Raw genomic sequence first — 20,979 nt, 5'->3', positions numbered from 1 at the left:
GCCGGTGTTCGCGGGACAAGCCCGCTCCCACAAGTTTCACCAAATCAATAAGTTAGAGTTTGTTCTATGAGAGCGGGTTTACCCGCGAAGAGGCCGGCAGAGGCTTACACGGACTTGCTCACCTCTTCCGCTTCGGGCGCCTGTTGCTCGGCCCCTTTCTCTTCCGCCTCGGTATCCTCCGCCGCCACCGGTGCCTGCATTACATCCTGCACGGTCTGCTCATCCACCCGCGGGTCCAGCGCTGCCGACAACGGCGAGCCGGCCGCCGGCATTGCCACGTGGCCCAACGGGGCGTCCTGCACCTGGTGCAGGCCGGTAACCGCTTTCGGTCGGATGCGCCACACCAGCACCAGCGCAAAGAACACAAAGAAGGCATACAGCATCTGCGGCCCCAGCACCTTCATCAGCACGCCAGCCGCCAATGGCCCGATACAGGCACCCACGCCATAGGTCACCAGCAACATCGCGGTCAACGACACCCGCCGCTCGCTTTCCACATGGTCGTTGGAAAACGCCACCGCCAGCGGGTACAGGCAGAACTGCAGCAAGGAAATCAGGAAGCCGATGCCGAACAGCAATTCCAGCGGCACGCTGGGCAGGATCGCCAGCGGCGCAGCCGCCAGCGCCAGGCCTACCGCCACGCTGCGGATCAGCACCGCGCGGTCATAGCGGTCCGACAGCCAGCCCAGCGGCCACTGCACCAGCAAGCCGGCAAAAATACAGCTACCCATGAACAGACCGATCTGCTCGGTGCTCATGCCCTGGCTGGAGGCATACAAAGGCGCCAGGCCGTAGAATGAGCCAACGATCAGCCCCGAGCCCAGCACCGTGCTGAGCGACTGCGGCACGCGCTTGATGAAGAACTTCGGTTCCATCGGTGCCGGGCGCAACGGCGCCGGGTGAATGCGCCGGGTCATCGCCACCGGCACCAGGCACAGGGCGAAGCACATGGCGACCAGCATCAGCAGTTCCGGGCCGAGCTGCGGGTGCACCACCAGGATCAGCTGGCCAAGCACCAGGCCCAGGTACGAGGCAATCATATAGCCGCTGAACACCGCGCCACGGTGCTTCACATCGGCCTGCTCGTTGAGCCAGCTTTCAATGACCATGTACTGGCACATCATGCCCAGGCCGACGATCATGCGCAGCCCGACCCAGGCCGGTAGCCAGCTGGTCAGGCCATGGCCGAGCACCGCAGCGCCGACGATGCCGGCGCAGGTGGCATAAGCGCGTATGTGCCCAACCCGACCGATCAACCGGTGGCCGACCTTGCCGCCCAGCGCCAGGCCAAAGTAGTTGGCGGCCATCAGCGCACCAATCCACAGGCTGTCGACATGGTCGGCGGCCAGGCGCAGGGCCAGGTAGGTACTGAGCAGGCCCGAACCGATCAACATCATCAGCGCGGCGAAATACAACGACTGAAACGGCTTCCATATATTTCGCATAGGTCCCGTGAAGCTCCCTTGGTCAGGTGGCGGGGGTGCTAGCAGCATAAGGGCAAAATTTGCCTGGCGCAGGCCCCCTGAAGCGATTTGCCGCTACGGGGGCGTGTCCGGTGCAGGTCGTGTCGCGATCAGGCCTGTGCCGCCAGCACCCGGCGCTCCCATGGGGTGATCTCATCGAAGAAATCGGTCAGCTCCAGGGTCTTGCTGGCGATGTAGCCTTCGATGAACTCGCTGCCGAACAGTTCCCGCGCCAGCGCACTTCGCTTGAGCCGCTCCAGCGCTGCATGCAAGGTGCACGGCAGGCTCAGGTGCTCGGGCACTTGGAACTCGCCCTGAATGGCCGGCGACGGCTGCAGGCGCTGTTCAATGCCGTGCAGCCCGGCTGCCAGGCTGGCAGCGATGGCCAGGTACGGGTTGGCATCGGCGCCGGGCAGGCGGTTTTCCACCCGCCGCGCCACCGCTGCACTGGCCGGAATGCGCAGGCCGGCGGCGCGGTTGTCCTCGGACCAGCAGGCGTTGTTCGGTGAGGCATAGGGGTGGCACAGGCGCTGGTAGGAGTTGACGTTGGGCGCGAACAACGCAGTGAAGTCGGCCAGGCACGCCTGCAAACCGCCAATGAAGTGGTGGAAGGTGTCGGCCGCCAAGCCTTGCTCATCACTGAACACGTTGCGGCCGCTGGCCACGTCCACCAGGCTCTGGTGAATGTGCATGGAGCTGCCGGGCGTGTGTGCCAGCGGCTTGGCCATGCACACCACGGTCAGCCCGTGCTTGAGCGCCACTTCCTTGAGCAGGTGCTTGAACAGGAAGGTCTGGTCGGCCAGCAGCAGCGGGTCGCCGTGCAGCAAGTTGATCTCGAACTGGCTGACGCCCATTTCGTGCATGAAGGTATCGCGCGGCAGGCCCAGCGCGGCCATGCACGTATAGACCTCGTTAAAGAACGGGCGCAGGCCGTTGTTGGAGCTGACACTGAATGCCGAATGGCCCTGCTCGCGGCGGCCGTCGATACCCAGCGGTGGCTGGAACGGCTGCAGCGGGTCGCTGTTGGCGGCAAAAACGAAGAACTCCAGCTCGGTCGCCACCACCGGCGCCAGGCCTAGCGCTGCATAGCGGGCGATCACCGCCTTGAGCTGGCCACGGGTGGATAGCGCGGATGGCCGGCCATCCAGCTCATTGGCATCGCAAATGGCCAGGGCGCGGCCGTCACTGCTCCAGGGCAGGCGATGGACCTGGCTGGGCTCGGCCACCAGTGCCAGGTCGCCGTCGTCGCTGCCGTAGAACTTCGCTGGCGGGTAGCCGCCCATGATGCATTGCAGCAGTACACCCCGGGCCATCTGCAGGCGGCGGCCTTCGAGGAAACCTTCTGCGGTCATCACCTTGCCGCGCGGGACGCCATTGAGGTCGGGGGTGACGCATTCGATTTCATCGATGCCCTGGAGCTGAGCGGTGCTCATGACGCTTGTCCTTGTTGTTGGAGGCTGACAACAACATAGGCTGGGGGTGTTTAAAATATCAAGCAGCCTGGTTAGCGCCTGTGCTGGCCTCTTCGCGGGTAAACCCGCGCCTACACGTACAGCACAACATTCGAAACCTGCGCGGTCCCTGTAGGAGCGGGTTTACCCGCGAAGACGCCGCTACAGGAGACAGCTATTCCCGCAAGGTCATGCCATTGGCCGGCAGCGGCAAGGCGGTCTTGTAGCGCACCTGCTTCAAAGCAAAGCTCGACCGTATATTGGCCACCCCCGGCAACCGCGTCAGGTAATCGAGAAAGCGCTCCAGCGCCTGGATGCTCGGCAGCAGTACCCGCAGCAGGTAATCCGGGTCGCCGGTCATCAGGTAGCACTCCATCACTTCGGGCCGTTCGGCAATCTCTTCCTCAAAACGGTGCAGTGACTGCTCGACCTGCTTCTCCAGGCTGACATGGATGAACACATTCACATCCAGCCCCAGCACTTCGGGCGACAGCAAGGTCACTTGCTGGCGGATCACCCCCAGTTCCTCCATGGCCCGCACCCGGTTGAAGCAGGGCGTGGGCGACAGGTTTACCGAGCGTGCCAGCTCGGCGTTGGTGATGCGGGCGTTCTCCTGCAGGCTGTTGAGAATGCCTATATCGGTACGATCAAGTTTGCGCATGAGACAAAATCACCGGTTTTTTATGTTTATGCGGAATGTTTATCTGCCCCGTACGACAAAGGCAATCAACTTGAGAGAAAAATTCTCCTGCCGGGCCACTAAGATGTAGGGGACGCTGACTTACCAGTCACAAGCCGGTACTCAGCGGCGGCCGCTTCAGAGCTCACAAAAACAAATACCCCGAGCGAGCGTAAAAAGCATGAACGAGTACGCCCCCCTGCGTTTGCATGTGCCCGAGCCCACCGGCCGGCCAGGCTGCCAGACCGATTTCTCCTACCTGCGCCTGAACGACGCAGGTCAAGCCCGTAAACCCCCGGTCGATGTCGATGCTGCCGACACCGCCGACCTGTCCTACAGCCTGGTCCGCGTGCTCGATGAGCAAGGCAACGCGCAAGGCCCGTGGGCCGAAGACATCGACCCGCAAATTCTCCGCCAGGGCATGCGCGCCATGCTCAAGACGCGGATCTTCGACAGCCGCATGGTGGTTGCCCAGCGCCAGAAGAAAATGTCCTTCTACATGCAGAGCCTGGGCGAAGAAGCCATCGGCAGCGGCCAGGCACTGGCGCTGAACCGCACTGACATGTGCTTCCCGACCTACCGCCAGCAAAGCATCCTGATGGCCCGCGACGTGTCGCTGGTCGAAATGATTTGCCAGCTGCTGTCCAACGAGCGCGACCCGCTCAAGGGCCGCCAGTTGCCGATCATGTACTCGGTACGCGAGGCCGGCTTCTTCACCATCAGCGGCAACCTGGCGACCCAGTTCGTGCAGGCCGTCGGCTGGGCCATGGCGTCTGCGATCAAGGGCGATACCAAGATTGCCTCGGCGTGGATCGGCGACGGCGCCACCGCCGAGTCGGACTTCCACACCGCCCTCACCTTCGCCCACGTGTACCGCGCCCCGGTGATCCTCAACGTGGTCAACAACCAATGGGCGATTTCGACCTTCCAGGCCATTGCCGGTGGCGAGTCGACGACCTTCGCCGGCCGTGGCGTGGGTTGCGGCATTGCCTCGCTGCGGGTTGACGGCAACGACTTCGTCGCTGTGTACGCCGCCTCGCGCTGGGCCGCCGAGCGCGCCCGCCGTGGGCTTGGCCCAAGCCTGATCGAGTGGGTCACCTACCGTGCCGGGCCGCACTCGACCTCCGACGACCCGTCCAAGTACCGCCCCGCCGATGACTGGAGCCACTTCCCGCTGGGCGACCCGATCGCCCGCCTGAAGCAGCACCTGATCAAGATCGGCCACTGGTCCGAGGAAGAACACCAGGCCACCACGGCGGAGTTCGAAGCCGCGGTCATCGCCGCGCAGAAGGAAGCCGAACAGTACGGCACCCTGGCCAATGGTCACATCCCGAGCGCCGCCTCGATGTTCGAGGACGTGTACAAGGAAATGCCCGACCACCTGCGCCGTCAACGCCAGGAACTGGGGGTTTGAGATGAACGACCACAACAACAGCATCAACCCGGAAACCGCCATGGCCACCACCACCATGACCATGATCCAGGCCCTGCGCTCGGCCATGGATGTCATGCTTGAGCGCGACGACAATGTAGTGGTGTACGGCCAGGACGTCGGTTACTTCGGCGGCGTGTTCCGCTGCACCGAGGGCCTGCAGACCAAGTACGGCAAGTCGCGTGTGTTCGACGCCCCGATCTCAGAGAGCGGCATCGTCGGCACCGCCGTGGGCATGGGCGCCTATGGCCTGCGCCCGGTGGTGGAAATCCAGTTCGCCGACTACTTCTACCCGGCTTCCGACCAGATCGTTTCCGAGATGGCGCGCCTGCGTTACCGTTCGGCCGGCGAGTTCATCGCCCCGCTGACCCTGCGCATGCCTTGCGGCGGCGGCATCTATGGCGGCCAGACCCACAGCCAGAGCCCGGAAGCGATGTTCACCCAGGTGTGCGGCCTGCGCACGGTCATGCCGTCCAACCCGTATGACGCCAAAGGCCTGCTGATTGCCTCGATCGAATGCGACGACCCGGTGATCTTCCTTGAGCCCAAGCGCCTGTACAACGGCCCCTTCGACGGCCACCACGACCGCCCGGTAACCCCGTGGTCGAAGCACCCGCACAGTGCCGTGCCCGACGGCTACTACACCGTACCGCTGGACAAGGCCGCCATTACCCGCCCAGGCAATGACGTGACCGTGCTGACCTACGGCACCACCGTGTATGTGGCCCAGGTGGCCGCCGAAGAAAGCGGCGTCGACGCCGAAGTGATCGACCTGCGCAGCCTGTGGCCGCTGGACCTGGACACCATCGTCGAGTCGGTGAAAAAGACCGGCCGCTGCGTGGTGGTGCACGAGGCCACCCGTACATGCGGCTTCGGTGCCGAACTGGTGTCGCTGGTGCAGGAACACTGCTTCCACCACCTGGAGGCGCCGATCGAGCGCGTCACCGGTTGGGACACACCCTACCCTCACGCACAGGAATGGGCTTACTTCCCAGGGCCTTCGCGGGTAGGTGCGGCACTGAAAAAGGTCATGGAGGTCTGAATGGGCACGCACGTCATCAAGATGCCGGACATTGGCGAAGGCATCGCGCAGGTCGAGTTGGTGGAATGGTTCGTCAAGGTCGGCGACATCATCGCCGAGGACCAGGTGGTGGCCGACGTCATGACCGACAAGGCCACTGTGGAAATCCCTTCGCCGGTCAGCGGCAAGGTTTTGGCCCTGGGTGGCCAGCCGGGTGAAGTGATGGCGGTCGGCAGCGAGCTGATTCGCATCCAAGTAGAAGGCAGCGGCAACCATGTGGATGTGCCAACGGCCAAACCGGTCGAGGCCCCTGCTGCCCCTGTGGCGGCCAAGCCAGCGCCACAGCAGGACGTTAAACCCGCTGCGTACCAGGCGCCTGCCAACCACGAGGCAGCCCCGATCGTGCCACGCCAGCCGGGCGACAAGCCACTGGCCTCGCCCGCCGTGCGCAAGCGCGCCCTGGATGCCGGTATCGAACTGCGTTACGTGCATGGCAGCGGCCCGGCCGGGCGCATCCTGCACGAAGACCTCGACGCCTTCATGAGCAAGCCGCAAGGCAGTGGCGGCCAGGCTTCGAATGGCTATGCCAAGCGCACCGACAGCCAGCAGGTGCCGGTCATCGGCCTGCGCCGCAAGATCGCCCAGCGCATGCAGGACGCCAAGCGCCGCGTTGCGCACTTCAGCTACGTGGAAGAAATCGACGTCACCGCCCTGGAAGCCTTGCGCCAGCAACTCAACAGCAAGCATGGCGACAGCCGTGGCAAGCTGACCCTGCTGCCGTTCCTGGTGCGCGCACTGGTGGTGGCTTTGCGTGACTTCCCGCAGATCAACGCCACCTATGACGACGAAGCGCAAATCATCACCCGCCATGGCGCGGTGCATGTGGGCATCGCCACCCAAGGTGACAACGGCCTGATGGTACCGGTGCTGCGCCATGCCGAAGCCGGCAGCCTGTGGAGCAACGCTGGCGAAATCTCGCGCCTGGCCTTTGCAGCGCGCAACAACAAGGCCGGCCGCGAAGAGCTGTCTGGTTCGACCATCACCCTGACCAGCCTTGGCGCACTGGGCGGGATCGTCAGCACACCGGTGGTCAACACCCCGGAAGTGGCAATCGTCGGCGTCAACCGCATGGTCGAACGGCCGGTGGTGATCGACGGCCAGATCGTCGTGCGCAAGATGATGAACCTGTCCAGTTCGTTCGACCACCGTGTGGTCGATGGCATGGACGCCGCACTGTTCATCCAGGCCGTGCGTGGCCTGCTCGAACAACCCGCCTGCCTGTTCGTGGAGTGAGCATGCAACAGACTATCCAGACTACCCTGCTGATCATCGGCGGCGGCCCTGGCGGCTACGTGGCTGCCATTCGCGCCGGGCAACTGGGCATTCCAACCGTGCTGGTGGAAGGCCAGGCACTGGGTGGCACCTGCCTGAACATCGGCTGCATCCCGTCCAAGGCGCTGATCCACGTGGCCGAGCAGTTCCACCAGGCTTCGCGCTTTACCGAACCCTCGCCGCTGGGCATCAGTGTGGCTTCGCCGCGCCTGGACATTGGCCAGAGCGTGGTGTGGAAGGACGGCATTGTCGACCGCCTGACCACCGGTGTTGCGGCCCTGCTGAAAAAGCATGGGGTGAAAGTGGTGCACGGTTGGGCCAAGGTGCTCGATGGCAAGCAGGTCGAGGTCGATGGCCAGCGTATCCAGTGCGAACACCTGTTGCTGGCCACGGGCTCCAGCAGCGTCGAATTGCCGATGCTGCCGCTGGGCGGGCCGGTGATTTCCTCGACCGAAGCCCTGGCACCGAAAGCACTGCCGCAACACCTGGTGGTGGTCGGCGGTGGCTATATCGGCCTGGAGCTGGGCATCGCCTACCGCAAGCTGGGCGCGCAGGTCAGCGTGGTGGAAGCGCGTGAGCGCATCTTGCCGACCTACGACAGCGAGCTGACCGCGCCGGTGGCCGAGTCGCTGGAGAAGCTGGGCATCGCCGTGCACCTGGGCCATAGCGTCGAGGGATACGAAAATGGCTGCCTGCTGGCCAATGATGGCAAGGGGGGGCAACTGCGCGTGGAGGCCGACCAGGTACTGGTGGCCGTCGGCCGCCGCCCACGCACCAAAGGTTTCAACCTGGAATGCCTGGACCTGAAGATGAACGGCGCGGCCATTGCCATCGACGAGCGCTGCCAGACCAGCATGCACAACGTCTGGGCCATTGGCGACGTAGCCGGCGAGCCGATGCTGGCGCACCGGGCCATGGCCCAGGGCGAGATGGTAGCCGAAATCATCGCCGGCAAAAGCCGACGCTTCGAGCCGGCTGCGATTGCTGCGGTGTGCTTCACCGACCCGGAAGTAGTGGTGGTCGGCAAGACCCCGGAGCAGGCCAACCAGCAAGGCCTGGACTGCATCGTTGCGCAGTTCCCGTTCGCCGCCAACGGCCGGGCCATGAGCCTGGAAGCGAAAAGCGGTTTCGTACGTGTGGTAGCGCGCCGGGACAACCACCTGATCGTGGGTTGGCAAGCGGTTGGCGTGGCGGTTTCCGAGCTGTCCACGGCGTTTGCCCAGTCGCTGGAGATGGGCGCGTGCCTGGAGGACGTGGCCGGTACCATCCATGCCCACCCGACGCTGGGTGAAGCGGTACAGGAAGCGGCACTGCGTGCATTGGGGCACGCCCTGCATATCTGACACTGAAGCGGCCAAGGCCGATTTGGCCCGCTGCGCCGTGAGGCGCAGCGGGCCTTTTTTATGCCTGTACTGACCCGGCTGCCTGCGCGGCCCCCTGTAGGAGCGGCCTTGTGTCGCGATAGGGCTGCGAAGCAGCCCCAGGGTTTCAGCGCAAATGCACAAATTGCCGGGGCTGCTTTGCAGCCCTATCGCGACACAAGGCCGCTCCTACAGGTGATCTGCACCAGGCTGACTACTCGGCTATGACGTTCTTGCCATTGCCCTTGGCCCGGTACAGCGCTTTGTCAGCCCGCCCCAGCAGTACATGCTGATCCTCCCCCTCTTCCCGTTGCACCACGCCGTAGCTCATGGTCAGCCGGCATTCACCCACCGGCTCCAGCTGCTCGATCACCTGGCGCAGGCGCCCAGCGACATCCAGCGCCTCGCCCAAGGTGGTCTGCGGCAGCACGATCACAAACTCGTCACCGCCCCAACGCGCCAGCAGGTCCAGCTCACGCAGGCAGCTACGCAGATTTTCCGCCACCCGCACCAGCGCCGCATCGCCACGGGCATGGCCATAGCGGTCGTTGATCGGCTTGAAATCATCCATGTCCATGGCAATCAGCGACAACGGCTGACGGAAACGCTGGGCGCGCTGGCATTCCAGCTGCAACACCTTCTCCAGGCGGTAACGGTTGGCGATACGGGTCAACGCGTCACGTTCGGCCAGTTCACGGTTTTCGTCCAGCTGCCGCTGCAACTGCTGGTTCACCCAGGACAGCTCGCGCGTGCGTTCGGCCACCTGGCTTTCCAGGCACTGGTTTTTACGTTCCAGTTGCGCAACCAGGCGCTTGCCCGGGTCGATATTGCGGTGGGCGCCAAGCATGCGCGCCACCGACCCGTCTTCGTTATAGGCAATGATGCGGCCGCTGTCTTCGATCCACAGGTAACTGCCGTCCTGGCAGCGGCAACGGTATTCGATGCGGTAGCGCTCGTTGCGCTGGCCGATGTAGGCCTCGAAATGCGCCATCACCCGTGGGTAGTCTTCAGGGTGAATGACACTCTCCCAGGTGAAGACCGAATTGGCCATGGAGTGGCTGGAGTAGCCGAGCATGGCGTACCAGCCGGGGTTGCGGTAGACGTAGCCGGTGTTGGCATTCCAGTCCCAGATGCCATCGCTGATCAATTCGAACAAGGTGTGCAACTGCTGTTCACTGAAGCCGGCTGGGGCCGGCCTGGTTTCCTGATTCACGGACGCTCTCCCTGATGCCCAGCAACTGCGCTCCCATCAAGGGGCTGCCGACAATGTGTAATTAGCCGCAGGCGGCAAGATCATGCCTCTGACGGGGCAAGCATATGCCCCCCGTGTCACGACCGGAATAGCTCCAGCGCCCTAGTGTTCATTTTTTAAATGCGTCTGGGCTGCCCAGGCGTTTCGTATAAGATATCCGTATTGCCTATCGCTGGAATTTCACGTGCCGCTGCCGTCTTTCAAAGCCACCAACCTGGGTGCAACGCCCTCGATGTCGGAAATCATTGCCAAGCACCTGCGCGAGGCAATCATCTCGGGCCAGCTCGCCGAAGGCGAACCGGTGCGCCAGGACGAAGTGGCACAGGCCTTCAACGTCAGCAAGATTCCGGTACGCGAAGCCCTGAAACGCCTGGAGGCGGAAGGCCTGGTGGACTTCCACCGCAACCGTGGCGCGCTGGTTACCCGTATTTCGGAGCCGGAGCTGGCGCAGATGTTCGAAGTTCGGGTGTTGCTGGAAGTGAAGGCGATTCGCCTGGCGATCCCCAACATGACCGAACAGCACTTTGCCTGTGCCGAAGCCATTTGCGCAGAGTTTGTCGGTGAAGACGATGTTGGCCGCTGGGCCGACCTCAACTGGGCGCTGCATGCCTGCCTTTATGAACCTGCGCGACGGCCTTACCTGCTCGGTCTGATCCGTTCGATCCACGACAAGGTGGAACGCTACCTGCGCATGCAGATGAGCCTGTCGGCGGGCAAGTTGCGCGCCGACCACGAGCACCGTGACATCGTGGCTGCGTGCCGTGCACGCGATGTGGAGCTGGCGGCGCGGTTGATCGAAGAACACATCAATGGGGTGTGCCAGAGCCTGTACGAGCACTTGCCCCACAATTAGGCACTGGGGGCGCTGTGCGCCCCGATCGCGACACAAGGCCGCTCCTACAACGGATCGCGCCCTCAAGATCTTGTTGCGATCCCCCTGTAGGAGCGGCCTTGTGTCGCGATGGGCCGCAAAGCGGCCCCAAAATCCCCCATTTCACCGAATAGCCAGCCCGAACACCCATCACTGGCTTCGTTTTTGCTTATCTAGATATCGTATACGAAATACCATATAAGGAATCAGCGGCGCCGGTTTTGCCAGCCCCGCTCTGCCTACTCCTTCTTCCAATAATTACGTATCGGAGTGCAAAACCATGGCCACACCCTCTTCGGCGGCATCGGTGAATGTCGCAAAAGCAGCAGACAAAGCCCCTGCGGGCATCAAGCGTGTGGTAGCTGCGGCCATGGCCGGCGCAGTCGCCGAGTGGTACGAGTTCTTCCTGTACGGCACCGCCTCGGCACTGGTTTTTGGCCAGTTGTTCTTCCGCCAGACCGGCAGTGCCATGGACGGCATCATCGCCGCCTTTGCCCTCTATGCCGTGGGCTTCCTGGCCCGCCCCATCGGTGGCCTGGTGTTCGGCCATTACGGCGACAAAGTCGGCCGCAAGCACCTGTTGCAGATCAGCCTGATCGTGGTGGGGATAACCACCTTTCTGATGGGCTGCCTGCCCACCTTCGAACGCATCGGCTACGCCGCGCCCATCCTGCTGGTGGTGCTGCGGCTGATCCAGGGCTTTGCCTTCGGTGGCGAATGGGGCGGCGCGGTGCTGCTGGTGTCCGAACACAGCCCGGACAACCGCCGCGGCTTCTGGGCCAGCTGGCCACAAGCGGGGGTACCGGCCGGCAACCTGATCGCCACCATCATCCTGCTGCTGCTGTCGTCCAACCTGAGCGAGGCACAGTTCCTTGACTGGGGCTGGCGTGTGGCGTTCTGGTTCTCGGCAGTGGTGGTGCTGATCGGCTACTGGATTCGCACCCGGGTTGACGATGCCCCCATCTTCAAGGAGGCCCAGGCCAAGCAGCAGAAGCTGGAAAGCCAGCAGCTGGGCGTGGTGGAAGTGGTCACCCGATACTGGCGCGAAGTGCTGATCGGCATTGGCGCACGCTTTGCCGAAAACATCCTCTACTACACCGTCGTCACCTTCTCCATCACCTACCTGAAACTGGTGGTGCATAAAGACACTTCGCAGATCCTGCTGCTGATGTTCGGCGCCCACCTGCTGCACTTCTTCATGATCCCGGCCATGGGCTACCTGTCGGACATCATCGGCCGCAAGCCGGTGTACCTGATTGGCGCGGTGCTCACTGCGTTCTGGGGTTTTGTCGGCTTCCCGATGATGGACACCGGCAATGACTGGCTGATCATGGCGGCAATCACCCTGGGCCTTGCCATCGAGTCGATGACCTACGCGCCCTACTCCGCGCTGATGGCCGAACTGTTCCCTACCCACGTGCGCTATACCGCACTGTCGCTGTGCTACCAGGTCGCGCCGATCCTGGCCGGCTCGCTGGCGCCGCTGATCGCCGTGACCTTGCTCAAGGAATACAACAGCTCCACCCCCATCGCCTGGTACCTGGTAGCAGCGGCGGCCATCTCGATCGTGGCCGTGGCGGTCGCCAAGGAAACCCGCGGCAAGTCGCTGCGCGCGGTTGACGAAGAATCCGCGGCCCGCAACGCCGGCCGCTAAGCAACCCACAATAATAAATCCCGAGGTAATGAACATGAGCAATATTTTTTCCGGCACCATGCCCGCCCTGATGACCCCGTGCACCGCCGAGCGCAAGCCGGACTTCGACGCCCTGGTGCGCAAGGGCCGCGAGCTGATCGAGGCCGGCATGAGCGCCGTGGTGTACTGCGGCTCGATGGGCGACTGGCCGCTGCTGACCGAGGCCGAGCGCCAGGAAGGCGTGGCGCGCTTGGTCGCCGCCGGCATCCCGACCATCGTCGGCACGGGCGCGGTGAATACCCGTGAAGCCGTTTCGCATGCCGCCCACGCCGCCAAGGTTGGCGCCGCCGGCCTGATGGTCATCCCCCGGGTGCTCAGCCGTGGCGCCTCGCTGATCGCCCAGAAGCACCACTTCTCGGCCATTCTCGCTGCCGCGCCGAAGCTGCCGGCGGTGATCTACAACAGCCCCTACTACGGCTTTGCCACCCGCGCCGACCTGTTCTTCGAACTGCGCAGCGCGTTCCCTAACCTGATCGGCTTCAAGGAGTTCGGCGGTGGCGCCGACCTGCGCTACGCCGCCGAGCACATCACCTCAAAGGACGATGACGTGACCCTGATGGTCGGCGTCGACACCCAGGTGGTGCATGGCTTCGTCAACTGCAACGCCACCGGCGCCATCACCGGCATCGGCAACGCCCTGCCACGCGAAGTGCTGCAACTGGTGAGCCTGAGCAAGCAGGCCGCCAAGGGCGACGCCCGTGCCCGCCGCCTGGCGCGCGAGCTGGAAGCGGCGCTGGCGGTGTTGTCGTCGTTCGATGAAGGCTGCGACCTGGTGCTGTACTACAAGCACCTGATGGTGCTCAACGGTGACAGCGAGTACAGCCTGCACTTCAACGAGACCGACGCACTGACCGATGCCCAGCGCAACTATGCCGAGCAGCAGTACGGGCTGTTCCGCAGCTGGTATGCCAGTTGGTCGGCTGAGCAGAACCTGGCCTGACTTAAGCCCTGCGCGGCCCTTGTAGGAGCGGCCTTGTGTCGCGATCGGGCTGCGCAGCAGCCCCAGCAATTTGTGCAACTGCGCTGAAAACCTGGGGCTGCTGCGCAGCCCGATCGCGACACAAGGCCGCTCCTACAGGGAACGCGTCAATTGTTCGGGGGTGTCAGCAGGTCAAGCCAGATGCACCACCGCCTCTTCCACCGCAGCCACCACCTGGTTGCCCTTTGCCCCCGGCAGCCGTCAGGCGACGATGGTCATGCCCAGCGGCACCGCACACGCCACCGGCGCGAATCTGAGGTTGTAGCCAACTGTCACGCGCAGTACCGTGAAGCTACCTAACGTGCGTCATTGCACATTTTCAAGGAACTCAAATGCTCTCTCCAAGCGGGCCCCATGCATTCAGGCAAGGTGTTCATAGCGCCCTGCCCCTGACCTCCGGCATCGTGCCCTTCGGCCTGATTACCGGTGTCACTGCCATCGGCATGGGCCTGTCGCCGGCCGATGCCATCGGCATGACGTTGCTGTTCTACTCCGGGTCGGCGCAGATGGTGGTCATGCAGTTGATGCAGAACGCCGCACTGCCGGTGACCATGGTGGTGACCGCGCTGGTGATCAACCTGCGCTTCCTGATGTACAGCGCCAGCCTGGCCCCGCACCTGGGTCAGCTACCTCGCCGGCAAAAATGGCCGATGGCCTACATGTTGTCTGACCAGTCGTTTGCCTTGTGCACGCTGAAGGCAGGTTCGGGCGGGCTCGGCCAGCATGCCTATCCTTATTATGCCGGTACCGCCATCACTATGTTCTTTGGCTGGAACCTCTCGGTGCTGGCGGGTATGTACCTGGGCGCCAGCATCCCCGAAGACTGGTCGCTGGGCTTTGCCATCCCCTTGTCGTTCCTGGCCCTGTTGATACCCGGCATTCGCAATGCGCCCACGCTTGGCGCGGCATTGACCGGTGGCGTGCTCGCCGTGCTGGCTGCCGACCTGCCCTACAACCTCGGCCTGCTGACTGGCGCGCTGGGCGGCATCATTGCCGGGCTGGCCATCGAGAGCCGGAAGAAACCGCAGGCAATGCCTGACGTTAACACCGAGCAGGAAGCATCATGAGCGAAACGACCCAATGGATAACCTTCGCCCTGATCGGCCTGGGTACCTTTGCCATCCGCCTGTCGTTCATCGAACTGCACACGGTGTTGCGCATCCCCCCGCTGTTTCGCCGTGCGCTGGCGTATGTGCCGGCCAGCGTACTGGCAGCACTGGTATTGCCGGCAGTGGTGTTCCCCGACAGGCATGCCGGGTTTGACTGGATGAACCCGCAGATCCCGGCGGCGGTGCTGGCCGCGCTGGTGGCGTGGCGCACGCGTAGTACGCTGCTGACGCTGGTGGTGGGGATGGGGGTGTTGTGGGCGTTGAAACACTGGGCAGCGTGACGGTTGCGCAAGCGGGCATAGCCGCAATCCTCAGGAAAAATCGGCAGGATGTTGTGCACAGAATTCGTTTGAGGTCCTTGGCCTTATTGTCCATGGTGGCAGGCTGATAGCTATTGCCTGTAAAAGGCTGCCGCGTGTGGACGCAGGCGCATGACGATGCCTGCGTTGGGGGACGCTGTCGGATCCCCCCAATAATAAGAGAGGACAAGGAAATGCATTCCAACGGTTTGAAGCAAAGCCTGAAGCAACGGCATATCACCATGATCGCACTGGGCGGGGTAATCGGTGCGGGGCTGTTCATGGGCTCTGGCTCACTGATCGCCTCGGCAGGGCCTGCAGCGATCCTGTCGTACTTCATCGGTGGCCTGGTGGTGACCCTGGTCATGTTCATGCTGGGCGAAATGGCCTGCCGCAACCCCGATGCCGGTTCGTTCTCGACCTACGCCAACACCTACCTCGGCGACTGGGCGGGGTTTGCGGTCGGTTGGCTGTACTGGTTCAAGTCGATGATGACCATCACCCTGGAAGCGGTGCTGCTGGGTGCCATCCTGCATGACTTCCTGCCATGGCTGCCGATCTGGGCAGGCGCCTTCCTCATGCTGGTGACGCTGATGGCCAGCAATGCCTACTCGGTGCGCTCGTTTGCCGAGGTGGAATATTGGCTAGCCGCGATGAAGGTCGCCACCATCCTGATCTTCATGCTGCTGGGCATCTCGATCCTGCTCGGCCTGCACAGCGACATTCCCTCCCCCGGCCTGGTCAACCTCACCGCCCATGACGGCTTCATGCCCAATGGCCTGTCACCGGTAATGGCCGGCGTTATCGTGGTGATCTTCTCGCTGGGCGGCAGCGAAATTGCCGCCGTCGCCGCAGGCGAGTCGGAGAACCCGCGGCAAAACGTGATTCGCGCAATCAAGAGCGTGATCTTGCGGGTGATGCTGTTCTACGTCGGCTCGGTGTCGATCCTGATTCTTTGCCTGCCATGGACCGACAAGGCCAACCTGGCCTCGCCCTACGTATCGCTGTTCAGCCTGGCGGGCTTTGGCGGTGCTGCGGTGGCGATGAAGCTGGTGCTGTTCGTCTCGTTCATGTCGGTGATGAACTCGTTCATGTTCTCCAACTCGCGCATGTTGTTCTCGCTGAGCCAGCGCGGGCACGCGCCCAAGCTGTTCTCGCGTACCAGTGCCAAGGGTGTGCCGATCAATGCCCTGCTGCTCAGCCTGTCGATTTGCACCATGATCCTGACCGTGCACTTCATCAGTGGCGGCGACCTGTTCATGACCCTGGCCAAGAGCACCGGCAGCCTGGTGATGGTGGTATGGATATTCATCATCGTCGCCCACGTGGCCATGCGCTGGAAAACCCGCCATGAAGCGGTCGACCCGAACGCCTTCCGCGCCTGGCTGTTCCCGTATGCCAACCTCGTGGCACTGTTCGCCTTGCTGACGGTGATCGGCACCCAGGCGTTCGAGCCAGCGTCGCGCTTCCAGTTCTGGTTCACGGTGCTGACGGTACTGCTGGTGGTGGCGGGGTATTTTGTGATGCGTCAGCGCATGGCTGTGAAGATGGCGACCCAGTAATGCGGGGAAACTGACGAGCACTGGAAGGAGAGGAAATGGCGTCCCAGGCAGGAATTGAACCTGCAACCTTCCCCTTAGGAGGGGGATGCTCTATCCAATTGAGCTACTGAGACGCAAGCACCGGCAGCGAGCGCTGCACAGCGGGACGGCAAGCATGTTAACCAGCCTACTGGCGTTTGTCATGTCTGCACCGGGCTTTTTCGCGTAATCCTTTTCTGGCGCTGTCAGGCCCGCGGCAACACACCCTCTTTTCGCAGCAGTGTAAACAAGCCTGCGACAGCAACCTCAAGGCCAGCGGAGTTGTCCAGCACATGCACCGACGGGTCGGTTGTGGTCTGCAGGCCTGCGTTGCGGGCCAGCCGCTGCTCGACTTCTTCGGCGCTTTCCCGGCCACGGGCCAGCAAGCGCTGACGCAGCACCTCGGGCCTGACCTCGACCAACACTGCCAATAAATGCGGATAACGCCGACGCGCCTGCGCCAGGTAAGCCCGCGAGCCATTCACCAGCACCGCCCTGCCCGCCTGCAGCCATTGGTCTACCTGAAGCGGAATGCCGTAGTCCAGGCCGTTGGCCTGCCAGTGCATGGCAAACGCCCCTTGCGCAAGCAGCGTCGCAAACTGCTCGGCGCTGACACCGTGGGCGGCTTCGCCCTTGGCTTCGGCCGAACGGGTAATGACCCGACGGGCAATTTCTACACCGGCCGCCGCGAGTTGTTCACGCGAAGCGTCGATCAGGGAATCTTTCCCTGACCCCGACGGTCCTATCAGAAATATCAGCCGCCCTGTCCCTGATCGGCGGTCGCTTGCGTCATGTTGCATAGCCACTATGCTCTATGGAGGGAAACCGGCGCATTCTAGGGGTTTTCCATGTCTTTTGCTGCGTTTTACCCGTTTTTGACGGCAAAAGTCTGACGGTCAGGTAAGCCGGAGCATGTAAAACTTTTCAAACCAGTACTCATTTCTGATAATTGGTACTGGCACAAAGCCTTTATCCGGCTCACTATTTGTCACAGAATTGACGCCAAGGAAACGGCGACCATGAGGCAAGATGAGCATCCATTTTTCACAGACGGTTGAACATTTTGTCGTCGCCACGGTCGTATTTCCACCCCGTGCGGCCAATTTGAGAACCGCTTCCCCTGAACCAAAATCTGGTCAATTTATATGCGCCCAATGAAACAGGCTATTTATTCGAGCCGCACCGCTGACAAGTTCGTCGTCCGCCTGCCAGACGGGATGCGTGAGCGCATTGCCGAGGTAGCGCGCAACCATCACCGCAGCATGAACTCCGAGATCATCGCGCGCCTGGAGCAGAGCCTTATCCAGGAAGGCGCGCTGGGTGAAGAGCTGAGCATGCGCCTGGACAGCCCGGAGCTTTCCCTGCATGAGCGCGAGCTGTTGCAGCGCTTCCGCCAACTGTCCCACCGCCAGCAGAACGCCCTGGTCGCCCTCATCGCTCACGATGTGGAAATGGCCGCCGACGCTTCCTGAGGGTTGCAGCGGACACAAAAAAAGCCAGCGTAAGCTGGCTTTTTTTATGGGTGCTTGCAGGACACGCGATCCATTTGTAGGAGCGGCCTTGTGTCGCGATGGGCCGCATAGCGGACCCGGCGTTTTCTGCGGCGAAGCTGAAATTTTGGGGCCGCTGCGCGCCCCATCGCGACGCAAGGCCGCTCCTACAGGGGATCGCGCAAGCCTTGGCCCGTCTACAGCAGGAACAACGTAGCCAGCCCCAGGAAGATAAAGAAGCCGCCACTGTCGGTCACGGCAGTGATCATCACACTCGCACCCATCGCCGGGTCGCGCCCCAGGCGGGCCAGGGTCATCGGGATGAGCACGCCCATCAGCGCCGCCAGCAACAGGTTCAAAGTCATCGCCGCGGTCATCACCACGCCCAAAGACCAACTGCCGTACAGCCAGAACGCCACCGCACCAATCACCCCGCCCCAGACAAGGCCGTTGATCAGTGACACTGCCAGCTCCTTGCGCATCAAGCGGCTGGTATTGCCCGGCGACACCTGGTCCAGCGCCATGGCGCGAACGATCATGGTGATGGTCTGGTTACCCGAGTTACCACCAATCCCCGCCACGATCGGCATCAGTGCAGCCAACGCCACCAGCTTCTCAATCGAACCCTCGAACACGCCGATCACCCGCGACGCAAGGAAGGCAGTAATAAGGTTGATCGCCAACCACGCCCAGCGGTTGCGGAACGAGCGCCAGACCGAGGCGAAGATGTCTTCTTCCTCGCGCAGACCGGCCATGTTGAGCACTTCGCTCTCGCTCTCTTCACGAATCAGGTCGACCATCTCGTCAATGGTCAGGCGGCCAATCAGGCGCTCGGCCTTGTCGACTACCGGTGCCGATACCAGGTCGTAACGTTCAAACGCTTGCGCCGCGTCGTAGGCATCTTCCTCGGGCTGGAAGGACACAGGGTCGGTGGCCATGACTTCCGCCACCTTCTTCTCCGGGTCGTTGACCAGCAGGCGCTTGATCGGCAGCACCCCTTTGAGGATGCCGTCATAATCGACCACGAACAGCTTGTCGGTGTGGTTGGGCAGTTCTTTCAGGCGGCGCAGGTAGCGCAACACCACTTCCAGGCTGACGTCTTCGCGGATGGTGACCATCTCGAAGTCCATCAGTGCACCGACCTGCTCCTCGTCATAGCTCAGTGCCGAACGCACGCGCTCGCGCTGCTGGGCATCAAGGGTTTCCATCAGCTCGTGAACAACGTCACGCGGCAGCTCAGGGGCAAGGTCGGCCAGTTCGTCGGCGTCCATTTCCTTGGCGGCGGCGAGCAGCTCGTGATCGTCCATGTCGGCGATCAGGGATTGGCGAACCGAGTCGGACACTTCGAGCAGGATGTCGCCATCGCGATCCGAGCGCACCAGCTGCCAGACCGTCAGGCGGTCTTCCAGCGGCAAGGCTTCGAGGATGTAGGCGATGTCGGCGGGGTGCAGGTCATCGAGCTTGCGTTGCAGCTCGACGAGGTTCTGCCGGTGGACCAGGTTTTCGACCAGGTCGTTGTGCGCGCCCTCCTGGCGGTGGGTCAGGTCTTCGACCACGCGCTGGCGTTGCAGCAGTTCGATCACCTGAGCCAGGCGATCCTGCAGGCTGTCTTGCGCTTTTTTTACTTCTACTTCAGTCATAGGCGAACTCCACTCCCAGCAGCGGAGCACGCCGGGAGAATCAATCGGTCAGATCAATCTGTATGAATCGTGTTAGCGAGTAACTACTGGGTAAGTCCATGGTGGTTTTCCACAAGCCCCGGCGGGGCTGACGGGCGCAATCATACACTGCTAAAGCTGTCAGATCGCTTAAATTTTCGGCTAGAACAATCGTTTGCGCGATAAAGCTAGGACACCGCGTGAAGCTAACAGTGCGACGATGGCTCTGGCAGTTAAAGCACATTTGATGTGTGCCTGGATGTGTTAGTGGCGCCTGGGCGATTTTGGGGCTGCTTTGCTGCCCTTTCGCGACGCAAGGCCGCTCCTACAAGGGAACGCGTACTTCTGTAGGAGCGGCCTTGTGTCGCGATTGGGCCGCACAGCGGCCCCAAGGGCAAACGCCTCACCTACTGGAGAGCTTAGATCGACACGGCCAACAATTCTGTGCCGCTGAAAATCGAGTAGGAGGCGGGTTCACACCCGCCGCCCTCTCACACCACCGTGCGTACGGTTCCGTACACGGCGGTTCAAGCTATGCGGCTAAGCCGGTTGATCGTATCCAGTATCGAGACCAGCCCAAGTCGATCCCATATTTTCTTCGGCAGCGCCTGATTCATATGTGACGCCCCGGAGTTCCACCATGGGCCCCGGCCGTTGGAGGCTGATTTGCAGGCTCGCTCCTCGCCTAGACCCAAACGCATCAGGTTGTGAGCCCTCGTGGAGGGCTGCTTCCATTGGCGCCAGATGGCACAGCGAAGTTTATGCCTGAGCCAACTATCCAGCTCTTCGAGCGGCCGCTTGCTTTGGCTGAGCTGAAAGTAGCCTGCCCAGCCTCGCAGCACAGGGTTTATCCACTCGATGACGTTGGTCATCTTGCGACCCCGCGCACCGCGCAGCAATTCTCTCAGCCGGTCACGTATGCGACTTAAACTCGTTCGTCAGGCCAGCTTTTGCCTCGGGCTTCCTTCAGATTCGCAGTCGCCCGCGACACTCTTGCCTCTGGCTAACACTTCCCCTTGCCGGGTGTGTAGAGGACTTTCACCTCCAAGTCACCCGCTCGGCCACCACAACCAAACGGGTTGCGCTAACGCGCAACGCGCCATGCCTGGCGCACAACAAAAAGCCCGCTCAATTGAATGAGCGGGCTTTTTGACGGGGTATGGCGGACTCAGCAGGATTCGAACCTGCGACCGCTCGGTTCGTAGCCGAGTACTCTATCCAGCTGAGCTATGAGTCCGTGGTGGTAGTTTTAGACCAGGTTACCACTGGTTGACTGAAATAGCCTTGCAAGCAGAGCCACTTCAAAAAG

17 protein-coding genes, 2 tRNA genes and 1 pseudogene are annotated in these 20,979 nt (G+C 62.4%); 11 read left to right on the top strand and 9 right to left on the bottom strand.

What is annotated here, in order from left to right; genetic code table 11:
- Nucleotides 1-104: 104 nt before the first annotated feature.
- The 3 genes from ACI2KG_RS14100 to bkdR form a co-directional block, all read right to left on the bottom strand.
- Nucleotides 105-1,445: an MFS transporter gene (locus ACI2KG_RS14100; RefSeq protein ID WP_404662311.1), complete on the bottom strand. Its 1,341-nt coding sequence runs from the start codon at nucleotides 1,443-1,445 to the stop codon at nucleotides 105-107.
- Nucleotides 1,446-1,573: 128 nt separating this feature from the next.
- Nucleotides 1,574-2,815: a glutamine synthetase family protein gene (locus ACI2KG_RS14095; RefSeq protein WP_404662313.1), complete on the bottom strand. Its 1,242-nt coding sequence runs from the start codon at nucleotides 2,813-2,815 to the stop codon at nucleotides 1,574-1,576.
- Nucleotides 2,816-3,089: 274 nt separating this feature from the next.
- Nucleotides 3,090-3,575 (bottom strand): Bkd operon transcriptional regulator BkdR, encoded by a 486-nt coding sequence (gene bkdR, locus ACI2KG_RS14090; RefSeq protein WP_003254485.1) that lies wholly within the window; start codon nucleotides 3,573-3,575, stop codon nucleotides 3,090-3,092.
- A 199-nt stretch (nucleotides 3,576-3,774) separates the two neighbouring features.
- On the opposite strand from bkdR, the gene ACI2KG_RS14085 reads away from it, so the two are divergent.
- Genes ACI2KG_RS14085 through lpdA form a run of 4 tightly spaced genes read left to right on the top strand, consistent with a single transcriptional unit; the run spans nucleotide 3,775 to nucleotide 8,721 of the window.
- Nucleotides 3,775-5,007 (top strand): 3-methyl-2-oxobutanoate dehydrogenase (2-methylpropanoyl-transferring) subunit alpha, encoded by a 1,233-nt coding sequence (locus ACI2KG_RS14085; protein WP_110743639.1) that lies wholly within the window; start codon nucleotides 3,775-3,777, stop codon nucleotides 5,005-5,007.
- A gap of 1 nt (nucleotide 5,008) precedes the next feature.
- The gene (locus tag ACI2KG_RS14080) at nucleotides 5,009-6,067 is read left to right on the top strand and encodes an alpha-ketoacid dehydrogenase subunit beta (protein ID WP_012273542.1); all 1,059 of its coding nucleotides are present in this window, start codon (nucleotides 5,009-5,011) and stop codon (nucleotides 6,065-6,067) included.
- Entirely contained in the window at nucleotides 6,068-7,339 is a 1,272-nt protein-coding gene (locus ACI2KG_RS14075) for a dihydrolipoamide acetyltransferase family protein (protein WP_404662310.1), read from the top strand. It abuts the gene before it with no gap.
- Between the two features lie 2 nt (nucleotides 7,340-7,341).
- Nucleotides 7,342-8,721 (top strand): dihydrolipoyl dehydrogenase, encoded by a 1,380-nt coding sequence (gene lpdA / locus ACI2KG_RS14070; RefSeq protein ID WP_404662309.1) that lies wholly within the window; start codon nucleotides 7,342-7,344, stop codon nucleotides 8,719-8,721.
- Nucleotides 8,722-8,953: 232 nt separating this feature from the next.
- On the opposite strand, the gene ACI2KG_RS14065 is transcribed toward lpdA, so the two are convergent.
- Complete coding sequence (locus ACI2KG_RS14065) at nucleotides 8,954-9,952, bottom strand: diguanylate cyclase (RefSeq protein WP_404662308.1); 999 nt, start codon at nucleotides 9,950-9,952, stop codon at nucleotides 8,954-8,956.
- Between the two features lie 271 nt (nucleotides 9,953-10,223).
- Between ACI2KG_RS14065 and ACI2KG_RS14060 the strand changes: the two genes are divergently transcribed.
- The 6 genes from ACI2KG_RS14060 (at nucleotide 10,224) to ACI2KG_RS14035 (ending at nucleotide 16,504) form a co-directional block, all read left to right on the top strand.
- Entirely contained in the window at nucleotides 10,224-10,844 is a 621-nt protein-coding gene (locus tag ACI2KG_RS14060) for a GntR family transcriptional regulator (protein ID WP_400614147.1), read from the top strand.
- A 298-nt stretch (nucleotides 10,845-11,142) separates the two neighbouring features.
- The gene (gene abaF, locus ACI2KG_RS14055; protein ID WP_404662307.1) at nucleotides 11,143-12,516 is read left to right on the top strand and encodes a fosfomycin efflux MFS transporter AbaF; all 1,374 of its coding nucleotides are present in this window, start codon (nucleotides 11,143-11,145) and stop codon (nucleotides 12,514-12,516) included.
- A 34-nt stretch (nucleotides 12,517-12,550) separates the two neighbouring features.
- Nucleotides 12,551-13,495 carry a dihydrodipicolinate synthase family protein gene (locus ACI2KG_RS14050; protein WP_400613730.1) on the top strand — a complete coding sequence of 315 codons (945 nt, stop codon included), beginning with the start codon at nucleotides 12,551-12,553 and terminating at the stop codon, nucleotides 13,493-13,495.
- A 371-nt stretch (nucleotides 13,496-13,866) separates the two neighbouring features.
- Entirely contained in the window at nucleotides 13,867-14,601 is a 735-nt protein-coding gene (locus ACI2KG_RS14045) for an AzlC family ABC transporter permease (RefSeq protein ID WP_404662306.1), read from the top strand.
- The gene (locus tag ACI2KG_RS14040) at nucleotides 14,598-14,924 is read left to right on the top strand and encodes an AzlD domain-containing protein (protein ID WP_400613723.1); all 327 of its coding nucleotides are present in this window, start codon (nucleotides 14,598-14,600) and stop codon (nucleotides 14,922-14,924) included. Before ACI2KG_RS14045 ends, ACI2KG_RS14040 begins: the two co-directional genes overlap by 4 nt.
- Before the next feature lie 212 nt (nucleotides 14,925-15,136).
- Complete coding sequence (locus tag ACI2KG_RS14035) at nucleotides 15,137-16,504, top strand: amino acid permease (protein ID WP_404662305.1); 1,368 nt, start codon at nucleotides 15,137-15,139, stop codon at nucleotides 16,502-16,504.
- A gap of 36 nt (nucleotides 16,505-16,540) precedes the next feature.
- On the opposite strand, the gene ACI2KG_RS14030 is transcribed toward ACI2KG_RS14035, so the two are convergent.
- Nucleotides 16,541-16,617, bottom strand: a tRNA-Arg gene (locus tag ACI2KG_RS14030).
- 111 nt (nucleotides 16,618-16,728) lie between these two features.
- Nucleotides 16,729-17,322, bottom strand: a complete 594-nt coding sequence (gene phnN, locus ACI2KG_RS14025) for a phosphonate metabolism protein/1,5-bisphosphokinase (PRPP-forming) PhnN (RefSeq protein ID WP_404662304.1) — start codon at nucleotides 17,320-17,322, stop codon at nucleotides 16,729-16,731.
- A gap of 345 nt (nucleotides 17,323-17,667) precedes the next feature.
- Between phnN and ACI2KG_RS14020 the strand changes: the two genes are divergently transcribed.
- The gene (locus ACI2KG_RS14020; protein WP_027915923.1) at nucleotides 17,668-17,994 is read left to right on the top strand and encodes an Arc family DNA-binding protein; all 327 of its coding nucleotides are present in this window, start codon (nucleotides 17,668-17,670) and stop codon (nucleotides 17,992-17,994) included.
- A 215-nt stretch (nucleotides 17,995-18,209) separates the two neighbouring features.
- Here ACI2KG_RS14020 and mgtE read toward each other — a convergent pair whose 3' ends face one another.
- From mgtE to ACI2KG_RS14005, 3 genes and pseudogenes are all read right to left on the bottom strand, one after another.
- Nucleotides 18,210-19,652, bottom strand: coding sequence for a magnesium transporter (gene mgtE / locus ACI2KG_RS14015; RefSeq protein WP_201205542.1), 1,443 nt, complete (start codon nucleotides 19,650-19,652; stop codon nucleotides 18,210-18,212).
- Between the two features lie 545 nt (nucleotides 19,653-20,197).
- Nucleotides 20,198-20,602 (bottom strand): annotated as a pseudogene (locus ACI2KG_RS14010) (group II intron maturase-specific domain-containing protein); the annotation flags it as partial.
- A 228-nt stretch (nucleotides 20,603-20,830) separates the two neighbouring features.
- Nucleotides 20,831-20,907: transfer RNA gene (locus ACI2KG_RS14005), tRNA-Arg, on the bottom strand.
- Between the last annotated feature and the right edge of the window lie 72 nt (nucleotides 20,908-20,979).

The sequence above is a fragment of the Pseudomonas sp. NPDC089407 genome (assembly GCF_044900445.1).
Taxonomy (GTDB): Bacteria; Pseudomonadota; Gammaproteobacteria; order Pseudomonadales; family Pseudomonadaceae; genus Aquipseudomonas.
Note: the sequence above shows the minus strand (reverse complement) of the source record. Positions and strands in the feature narration are given on the sequence as shown.